Origin of the sequence: Megasphaera sp. AF13-6AC (genome assembly GCF_027685385.1) — a bacterium.
Classification (GTDB): Bacteria; Bacillota; Negativicutes; order Veillonellales; family Megasphaeraceae; genus Megasphaera; species Megasphaera micronuciformis.
In genome coordinates, this window is the sequence record NZ_JAQCUN010000045.1 from 1 (window position 1) to 9,826 (window position 9,826).

Below are 9,826 nucleotides of genomic sequence, written 5' to 3' on the forward strand. Positions count from 1 at the left end.
GTAAACAATAAATTTCATACGGTTTTGACAATGAAACCGGAAAACTTTGAAAAGCAGATTCGTTATCTGAGTGAAAACGGGTACCATGCATTGACTCTGGAAGAATTTACGGACTATATGGACGGAAAGGGTAAATTACCCGACAAACCTGTTTTAATCACCTTTGATGACGGGTATGCGGATAATTACGAGTATGCTTACCCTATTTTGAAGAAGTATAAAATGACGGGTACCATATTCCTTATTACGGATTTTGTCGGCCGTCCCGGATACTTGACATGGGAACAGGTAAAAGAAATGTCGGATAACGGCATGGAGTTCGGCAGTCATACGCTCAGTCATAGACCGCTTGACAGTTTTGACCGAAACGGTATGAGACATGAACTGGTTGAATCGAAGAAGGCTGTTGAATGGAGATTGGGAAAGCCTTGCCTTTTTATTGCTTTTCCGGAAGGGAAGTTCACGGATTCGGTTTTGGAAGAAACGCAAAATGCCGGTTATCGTTACGGGTTTACCGTAGATACGGGACGTGTATTTCCTTGGGATGATCCGTACAATCTGGACCGCGTACCCTTTTTTGAAGGCCCCGTAAGTTTTGAACACTTTCGCTTCCGCTTAACGCTAAGTGCTTTCAGTGCTTTGTTATGGAAAAGCCATAAATTCTTCGATCATATGGAATTTACCAAGCCCTTGGCGAAGACTATTCCCGAACCGTAAAATTGAAGATTGTTGAAATATCAGACCCCGTCTTGGCCGAAACGGCTAGACGGGGTCTTTTGTTGCACTATCCATCAATTGTAGAAGTATTTGCCGAAGAACGGTAAGCTTTGTGCATCCGTTCGTGTAAGTCCTTTGGTCAGAACCATAAGACCGATGTACAGTGCGGATCCGCATACGGTTGTAGTCAAGAGTCGTAAGAAGAGGCTTGATGTGACGGCCATGGACATGTCATAGAGAAAATACATGAAGATACCCATAATAGCCGCAATAATGGTGTTTCTAAAGAGAACCTTAAAATCGAGAATATAGCCCGTATATTTGTAAATAAAAATGAGATTTAAGGCCGCAGCAACTCCGATATCGGCAGCAGTGGCGTAGGCGGCACCTGTAATTCCCAAGGCCGGAACAGCGACGAGAAACCAGTTGCACAGAACTTTGACGATGCAAGCCAAAAACATATTAATAACCGGTATTTTCGGTTTTTTCAGTCCTTGCAGTATGGCTGTCGTAATTTGATGCATACCTAAAAAACAGATGGCAACGGCAATAGCCTGAGTGGCATCTTTAGCGGCAGGGGCATTATAAATGAAGGTTACGACCGGTTCAGCCAGGACATAGAGCATGACGCTGAACGGTATGGTTACCAAAAGGGCGATACGCGCAGCTCCCGCTGTACGATTGTAGATTTCTTCTTTGTCGCCGAGCGTAAAGCTGTGGCTGATAGCCGGAACCAGACTCATAGCCATGGCTGCTGTTAAGATGGTCGCCAAATTGATTAAAGGCACGGACATACCTGTCAGATAACCGTAGAGTTCCGTGGCCTTATGTGTAGCAAAACCGGCTACTTCCAAGCGATAAGGAACAATCATCAGGTCCAGGTTGGAAACAACGGGAAGCATAATACTGGCCATGGAAATAGGAACTGCCAAAACGATGAGACGTTTTAAAATGCTCGCAACCGATTCTTTTTCTTCATCAGGATCCGTTTCAGGGAGAGTACGTTTTAACTTATAGTAGAAGTATAAGAGTACCAGCCAAGCGGAAATACCGCCCATAGCAGCACCCAAACTGGCACCGCCGGCTGCGTAATCGAGACCGTAGGGTAAGAGCAAGTAAGCAAAGGCCAGCATAGTTGCTACGCGCACAAGTTGTTCCACAATCTGAGATAAAGCCGTGGGTGTCATTTGTTGCCAGCCTTGCAGATAACCGCGGTAGCCGGCGATAACGGTAGTAAAGAAAATGGCCGGAACTAAAGCAATCAGCGAATAGTATGCACGACTGTCGCGAATCAGATGGTATTCAATGAGAAGGGATGAAGCAAAGTAAACAATAATACTCAAGGCGACGGCGGCCGACATGAGTAGGGTGAGAGAGACTCTAAAAACCCGCTTGGCATTGCCGTAGTCTTTGCGAGCCGCTTTTTCAGCTGTAATGATGGAGATGGCAATAGGGATGCCGGCGCTGGAAATTTCCAGTGCCAACAGATAAATAGGAAAGGCCATTTGATAGATGCCGATTCCTTCGCCGCCGAGAATACGCGACAGGATAATCCAGTTGACACTGCCGATAGCTTTGACGACAAAGCCTGATAAAGTGAGGATCAGTGTACCGGAAACAAATTTATTTGCCATAATATCCTCTTTTCAACATAGTTTTGTATATATGTAGATTCTAATCGTTTATAAAATAACAATTTATTCTAGCATATCTGAAATGGGGCTACAAGCAATGACAGTATCAATAAAGCCGGTGACGGCTATTGTTGTCATAAGTGAAAGGAAAGTATTCGTTTAATAGCGGATAGGTATCGGTTTTTCCTTTACAAAAGTTTGTGAAAAATAGTATTATTTATATAACTTAAACGCATGAAATGTGAATAAGCATGTAGTTTAAGTCATTGAAAAACGGAAAAACTTATATATTTTTAAGAAAACGCCCTGATATTGTTTTGAAAATATAAGGAAAGACATAAAATTAAAAGGAGTGAAGGCTGTGGAAGGCTTTGTATCAAAATATAAATTTTATGATAAACGGGTACCTATTGCCGATGATAATCCGGCTGTGCATTTTGACGAAACAAAGTGTAAGAACTGTACATTGTGTCGTAGAGCTTGTGAAACAACGCAGACCGTTCTTGATTATTATTCCCTGGAACGCACGGGAGATGTACCTGTTTGTGTCCATTGCGGCCAATGTGCCAATGCGTGTCCCTTCGGCGCTATGATGGAAGTAGATGATACGAATCTTGTAAAAGCGGCCATTGCCGATCCGGATAAGGTTGTCGTTTTTCAGACAGCGCCGGCTGTGCGTGTTGCCATAGCGGAAGAATTCGGAGCTGAGGCCGGCACCTTTGCGCAGGGAAAAATGATTTCAGCATTGCGAGCTCTCGGCGGGGACTATGTATTCGATACCAATTTCGGTGCCGATATGACTATCATGGAAGAAGCAAGCGAATTGGTGCGGCGTATTACGACGGGCAATTTCGCCATGCCTCAGTTTACGAGTTGTTGTCCGGCCTGGGTAGAATTTGCTGAAACTTTTTATGCCGATTATATTCCGCATTTATCATCGGCTAAGAGTCCCATATTAATGCAAAATACGACGGAAAAAATCTGGTTTGCCGAAAAAGCGGGAATAGATCCCCAAAAAATGGTAACCGTGTGCGTTACTCCCTGTACGGCAAAAAAGGCGGAAATTAAGAGGAAAGAATTAAATGCCGCAGCCGAATATTGGCATATTGACGGCTTGAAGGATTCGGATATTTGTATTACGACGCGGGAACTTGCCAGATGGTTAAAGGCGGAAAATATCGACTTCAACGCATTGGACGACGGGATTTTCGACTCTCATTTAGGAGAAGCCTCCGGGGGCGGTATTATTTTCGGCAGTACGGGTGGTGTTATGGAATCGGCCTTACGATCGGCCTATTATTTCTATACTGGAAAGCCTATGCCGGCTGAATATATCCCTTATGAACCGGTAAGAGGTCTTGACGGTGTCAAAGAGGCGACTATTGATTTTGCCGGAATTTCCCTGCATGTTGCCGTCGTCAGCGGACTCGGTAATGCTCGTCGTTTTTTGGATAAAATTATGGCCGACGGTACGTTTAAGGATTATACTTTTATTGAATTTATGGCTTGTCAGGGCGGCTGTATTAGCGGCGGCGGTCAGCCTAAGGTGAAGATGCCCTTAGTGCAAAAAACTAATCAGGCGCGTATGAATGCCTTATACAAACGAGATTCGGAAGTGTCGATTAAGGCAGCGTGGGAAAATCCGGAAATTCAAGAATTGTACAGTGATTTCTACGGACAACCTTTATCCGAAAGGTCCGAAAAATGTATTCATACCTTCTTTGAAGATAAGTCGGGAAATTTGGGGGAAGGCGGGGCCGTAACCCCGCAGACCAATCCGTTGTCGCCGAAATATAAACCGACAGAATAAGATTATAAATCGTTAAAGTAAGGGAGCCGTTGTAGATGTTTTTACAACGGCTTTTTTTACAGTTTACGGATATTATGCAACGGTAAACTACAATGTTTTAAGTGCTTAAAGTTGTCTATATGATAAAAAGAGATAGATATTCATGTAGTCATTGATAATAAACATTACAAAAAGGATAATTATAAAATCTTTCTATTGCATTGTAATGTGAAAAGAAGTACAATCTATATAAAGAAAACAGGTAAGAAGTATTCTTTTTATTCATGCTTTAGGCTTTCTTTAAAGTAATCTTTATATTAAAGATTGCAACTTATTATCTATTACTATCATTGAAGGAGTGTGGCAAACAATGGATTACAACATGACAGAAGACCAGGAAATGTTTGTGAAAATGGTTAAAGATTTCGGTGAAAAACGCTTATTGCCGGGCATTACAGAACGCGATCATAACCATGAATACGATGAAGGTATCGTAGCTGAAATGTTGGAAATGGGCTTAGCCGGAACGTACTTCCCTGAAGAATACGGCGGAGCAGGTGCTGACGTATTAAGTTACATTATGACGGTTGAAGAACTGGCTAAATATGATGCCGGTATCTCCATTACTCTTTCGGCAGACGTTTCCCTGTGTGCAAACCCGATTTATGAATTCGGTACGGAAGAACAAAAAGCAAAATTCTTGAAACCCCTCTGTGAAGGCACAAAGTTAGGTGCATTTGCTTTGACGGAACCGAATGCAGGTACGGATGCTGCCGGTCAGCAGACCGTTGCCGTTAAAGAAGGCGACCACTATGTATTGAACGGCTCCAAGATCTTCATTACCAACGGCGGCGCAGCTGATATTTATATCGTTTTCGCTATGACTGATAAGTCCCAGGGAACGAAGGGCATCAGTGCATTCATTCTCGAAAAAGGCATGGATGGCTTTACATTCGGTAAAAAAGAAGATAAAATGGGTATACATACTTCCCAAACGATGGAATTAGTATTCCAGAACGTAAAAGTTCCGGCTGAAAATCTCCTCGGTCAAGAAGGTAAAGGCTTCAAGATTGCAATGATGACTCTGGACGGCGGTCGTATCGGCGTTGCGGCACAGGCTTTGGGTATTGCCGAAGCAGCCTTGGCTGATGCTATTGAATATTCCAAACAGCGTGTTCAATTCGGCAAACCGCTTTGCAAGTTCCAGGCTATTTCCTTCAAATTAGCTGAAATGGCTACGAAGATTGAAGCAGCTCGTCAATTAGTTTATAAGGCAGCTATGCGTAAAGAAGAAAAGAAACCTTATTCTGTCGATGCTGCTATGGCTAAGATGTATGCTTCCGATATTGCTATGGAAGTTACGACCGACGCTGTTCAAATTTTCGGCGGTTACGGTTACAGCGAAGAATATCCGGTTGCTCGTCATATGCGTGACGCTAAGATTACTCAGATTTACGAAGGAACGAACGAAGCTCAGCGCTTAGTTATTTCCGGCAATATTTTGCGGTAATTTGGGTTATGATGCGGGTCCGGCCTTTAGAGGCCGGACCCGTGTGATATAAATATACTACTTTAGGAGGTAGACATAATATGGAAATATTAGTATGTGTCAAGCAGGTTCCGGACACGGCGGAAGTTAAAATCGATCCCGAAAAACATACGGTCATTCGCGCCGGCGTTCCCAACATTTTTAATCCGTTTGACCAAAACGCACTTGAAGCGGCACTTCAGTTGAAAGACAGTCAAGGTGCTCGTGTTACCTTGCTTTCTATGGGACCCCCGCAAGCTGAAGACGTATTGCGTGAAGGTTTGGCAATGGGTGCTGATGATGCATATCTCCTGACGGACAGAAAAGTCGGCGGTTCCGATACATTGGCTACGGGCTATTGCTTGGCACAGGCAGTCAGAAAGGTAGCCGAATTGCAAGGTATCGAACAATTCGACGTCGTTCTTTGCGGCAAACAGGCTATTGACGGCGATACGGCTCAGGTAGGTCCGCAAATTGCTACGGAACTCGGTATTCCTCAGATTACGTATGCTGCAGAAATTAATGTGGACGGCACAACGGTTCGCGTAAAACAGCAGAATGAAGAAGGCTATATTGTAACGGAAGCTCAGTTCCCCGTATTGATTACGGCTGTTAAGGAATTGAACGAACCCAGATTCCCGACCATTCGCGGTACCATGAAAGCTAAAAAACGCGAAATTCCGCATTTGTCAGCAGATGACATTAAAGTTGACGAAACCAAGATCGGTTTGAAGGGCTCGCCGACGATGGTTCGTAAGATTTTCACTCCGCCTCAGAGAACACAGGGGCTTGTTATTAAAGAAGAAGATCCGAATGCAGCAGTTTCCGTTTTGATGGAAAAATTGACTGCACAAAAGATTATATAACAAGGAGGTACGTGAAATGGATTTAGCGGAATACAAAGGCGTGTATGTAATCGCTGAAGAATTTGAAGGCAAATTACGTAACGTAACGTTAGAACTGTTAGGCCAGGGCAAACAGTTGGCTGAAGGTATCGGTGATGAAGTCGGTGCCGTATTAATCGGACATAACGTAAAGCCGTTGGCACAGGAATTAATTGCACATGGTGCACATAAAGTTTATGTATATGACGATCCTAAGTTTGAACACTATAATACAACAGCATTTACGCGTGCATTAGTTCATTTTTTCAACGAAGTGAAACCGAATGTTTACCTCGTAGGTGCTACGAATATCGGGCGTGATTTGGGCCCCCGTGTTGCCAATGCATTGCAAACCGGTTTGACGGCAGACTGCACGAACCTTTTTGTTGATGATGACGGTAAGACTATCGTTTGGACTCGTCCTGCATTGGGCGGCAATATTATGGCTGAAATCGTGTGCCGTAACAATCGTCCGCAAATGGGTACGGTTCGTCCGAACGTATTTAAGAAACCTGAAGCTGATCCGAATGCAACCGGTGAAGTTATCGATATGCATGTAGATTTGACGGAAGCCGATTTCCTGACGAAGTTTGTCGAACTCATTAAAGTGGGCGGCAACGGTATTAAGATTGAAGAAGCCGATATTATCGTTGCAGGCGGTCGCGGCATGAACGGAAATGAAGCGTTCACCGGTATGCTGAAAGAATTGGCTGACGTTTTGGGAGGTGCCGTAGGTGCATCTCGTGCAGCTGTCGATGCCGGTTGGATCGATGCTTTGCATCAGGTAGGTCAGACAGGTAAAACGGTAGGACCGAAAATTTATATTGCTGCAGGTATTTCCGGTGCTATTCAGCATTTGGCTGGTATGAGCGGTTCCGATTGCGTTATTGCCATTAATAAAGATGAAGACGCACCGATTTTCAAGGTAGCCGACTACGGTATTGTAGGCGATGCTTTTGAAATCGTTCCGAAATTAACGGCAGCTATTAAAGCCGCTAAAGGTATGTAATATACTACAACCTATATAAAAAAACTATATAAAAACCCCGACAGTTTATCTGTCGGGGTTTTTGGTATGCCCATTTGCCGGGAGGTAAACGGGGAGGGGATTCAAAGTCATTGCATTACTCATTCATACAAATGTATTTTGTGAAAAGACAAATAATATAATAAATATGAGTTGGAAAGAATGGTAAAACATGATGAAATTCATGTTTGTAATAGTGATAAGGTCAATATACCAAAAGTGAAAAATAGAACTTTTCCATTGACGGTGTACAATAAAGCGTGTATATTTTATGACAAATAATGATTTATAACATACTCGAATCGAATGAAAGGGCGGGATTTATATGGGTACACCTTGTGTAACTCCCGAGATGGTAAGAGAAGCACAGGTACGGTTGAAAGGAATTGCTCAAAAAACCGGCTTGTCCTATTCCAACTCGGTCAGTCATGTAGCAGGATGTCAAGTTTATTTAAAAATGGAAAATTTACAGCGAACGGGATCTTTTAAACTTAGGGGGGCGTACAATAAGGTTGCCGCATTGACTGACGAAGAAAGAGCTAAAGGGGTTATTGCCGCATCAGCGGGAAATCATGCTCAAGGGGTGGCCTTGGCGGCTACCAGTTACGGCTGTAAATCTATTGTCTGTATGCCTAAACATGCGCCGTTAATGAAAATTGCAGCTACTAAGGGATATGGGGCGGAAGTGGTTTTGCACGGTGACTTTTTTGATGAAGCGGCGGCGAAAGCTCAAGAACTATCAGATAAATTCGGCTATACATACGTACATCCTTTTAACGATCCCTATGTTATGGCCGGTCAGGGGACGATTGCTTTGGAAGTGTTGGAACAACTTCCCGACGTGGATGCCATTATCGTTCCTATAGGCGGTGGCGGCTTAATTTCAGGTATTGCCGTAGCAGCTAAGAGCGTAAATCCGAAAATCAGGATTATAGGCGTACAATCGGCCAACATGCCGTCTATGCAAAAATCCGTATATGACGGGGCTATTTGTACTTATGACGGCATGGCTACATTGGCTGACGGAATTGCTGTAAAGCGTCCCGGTGATTTAACGTACGCCGTTTGCCGTGACTATGTGGATGATATCGTAACGGTTGATGAAGGAGAAATAGCGGCAGCCATTCTCTGGCTCATTGAACGAGTTAAAACAGTATCCGAAGGAGCCGGTGCAACCCCGGTGGCCGCCTTAATGAATCATAAGATTTTAGGCCTGGACAAAAAGAAGGTCGTGGCTGTTATTAGCGGCGGGAATATCGATGTAAATAATATGACGCGCATTATTAACAGTGGCCTTACGGAAGCATGGCGTAAAGCTTGCTTTACGACGGTGATCCCTGACAGACCGGGTGAGCTGGTCCGGTTGTTGTCTATTATTGCCGAGTCGGGGGCCAATGTTTTGGCTGTCACACATGAGCGTAGTCAGCACGGTATGGGGGCTAAACATTCGGCGGTTACGCTGGAATTGGAAACGGCTAATGAAAAGCACGTAGATGATTTGAAACAGCGATTAATAAATGAAAAATACGAAGTCATTTTTAAGTAAACAGGCGGTGTCACAAATGGAAAGAGAAGAGATGCAAAGGGGCTTAAAGCCTCGTCATGTCGAAATGATTGCCCTTGGCGGAACTATCGGCGTAGGCCTTTTTATGGGATCGGCCAATACGATTATGATGGCCGGTCCGGCCGTATTATTGTGCTATGCATTGACCGGCGTGGTTATGTTCTTTATTATGCGCATTATGGGCGAAATGTTGTATCAGGAACCGGTAACCGGGTCCTTTGCCACATACGGGCATAAGTATATCAGCCCCTATGTGGGGTATCTCACAGCTTGGAGCTATTGGTTCATGTGGGTTGTCATCGGTCTGTCGGAAATTACGGCAGTAGGGATTTATGTACACTATTGGTTTCCCGATATACCGCAATGGATTTCAGCTTTTGTAGGTATGCTCATTGTTGCTATAGCCAATTTAGCGGCCGTTAAGTATTATGGTGAATTTGAATTTTGGTTCGCATTTATTAAGGTTACGACCATCGTTGTCATGCTTTTCGTCGGTGCGGCCGTTATTATCTTCGGCTTCGGTAATGAAGGAGTGCCCGTAGGGATAGATAATCTTTGGGTTAATGGCGGTTTTATGCCTAACGGTTTTGGTGGCATGTTGGCAGCCATGTGCGTAGTAGCGGCGGCCTTTCAAGGTGTTGAACTTGTAGGGATTACGGCCGGAGAAGCACAGGAACCGAAGG

At 44.1% G+C, this 9,826-nt stretch carries 8 protein-coding genes; 7 read left to right on the forward strand and 1 reads right to left on the reverse strand.

From position 1 onward, the window contains the following. A partial coding sequence (locus PGX78_RS03855) for a polysaccharide deacetylase family protein (RefSeq protein ID WP_270445471.1) occupies positions 1-717 on the forward strand: 717 nt, incomplete at its 5' end. A 74-nt stretch (positions 718-791) separates the two neighbouring features. Here the strand turns inward: PGX78_RS03855 and PGX78_RS03860 are convergent. Continuing rightward, positions 792-2,351: a putative polysaccharide biosynthesis protein gene (locus PGX78_RS03860; RefSeq protein WP_270445472.1), complete on the reverse strand. Its 1,560-nt coding sequence runs from the start codon at positions 2,349-2,351 to the stop codon at positions 792-794. Positions 2,352-2,712: 361 nt separating this feature from the next. Between PGX78_RS03860 and PGX78_RS03865 the strand changes: the two genes are divergently transcribed. The 6 genes from PGX78_RS03865 to PGX78_RS03890 form a co-directional block, all read left to right on the forward strand. Continuing rightward, positions 2,713-4,161, forward strand: coding sequence for a [FeFe] hydrogenase, group A (locus PGX78_RS03865; protein WP_270445473.1), 1,449 nt, complete (start codon positions 2,713-2,715; stop codon positions 4,159-4,161). Positions 4,162-4,510: 349 nt separating this feature from the next. Continuing rightward, positions 4,511-5,650 (forward strand): acyl-CoA dehydrogenase, encoded by a 1,140-nt coding sequence (locus PGX78_RS03870; RefSeq protein ID WP_006942404.1) that lies wholly within the window; start codon positions 4,511-4,513, stop codon positions 5,648-5,650. An 80-nt stretch (positions 5,651-5,730) separates the two neighbouring features. Continuing rightward, positions 5,731-6,534: an electron transfer flavoprotein subunit beta/FixA family protein gene (locus PGX78_RS03875; protein WP_270445474.1), complete on the forward strand. Its 804-nt coding sequence runs from the start codon at positions 5,731-5,733 to the stop codon at positions 6,532-6,534. A 16-nt stretch (positions 6,535-6,550) separates the two neighbouring features. Beyond that, positions 6,551-7,561, forward strand: a complete 1,011-nt coding sequence (locus PGX78_RS03880) for an electron transfer flavoprotein subunit alpha/FixB family protein (protein WP_006942406.1) — start codon at positions 6,551-6,553, stop codon at positions 7,559-7,561. A gap of 343 nt (positions 7,562-7,904) precedes the next feature. After that, positions 7,905-9,125: a threonine ammonia-lyase gene (gene ilvA, locus PGX78_RS03885; protein WP_270445475.1), complete on the forward strand. Its 1,221-nt coding sequence runs from the start codon at positions 7,905-7,907 to the stop codon at positions 9,123-9,125. 16 nt (positions 9,126-9,141) lie between these two features. Next, positions 9,142-9,826, forward strand: a 685-nt coding sequence (locus PGX78_RS03890; protein WP_270445476.1) for an amino acid permease, incomplete at its 3' end; no start/stop codon positions are given.

What these genes read in the sequence shown, in the direction of transcription:
- ilvA (WP_270445475.1), top strand. Translation starts at nt 7,905, where the DNA reads ATGGGTACACCTTGTGTAACTCCCGAGATGGTAAGAGAAGCACAGGTA.
- PGX78_RS03870 (WP_006942404.1), top strand. Translation starts at nt 4,511, where the DNA reads ATGGATTACAACATGACAGAAGACCAGGAAATGTTTGTGAAAATGGTT.
- PGX78_RS03880 (WP_006942406.1), top strand. Translation starts at nt 6,551, where the DNA reads ATGGATTTAGCGGAATACAAAGGCGTGTATGTAATCGCTGAAGAATTT.
- PGX78_RS03860 (WP_270445472.1), bottom strand. Translation starts at nt 2,351, where the DNA reads ATGGCAAATAAATTTGTTTCCGGTACACTGATCCTCACTTTATCAGGC.
- PGX78_RS03875 (WP_270445474.1), top strand. Translation starts at nt 5,731, where the DNA reads ATGGAAATATTAGTATGTGTCAAGCAGGTTCCGGACACGGCGGAAGTT.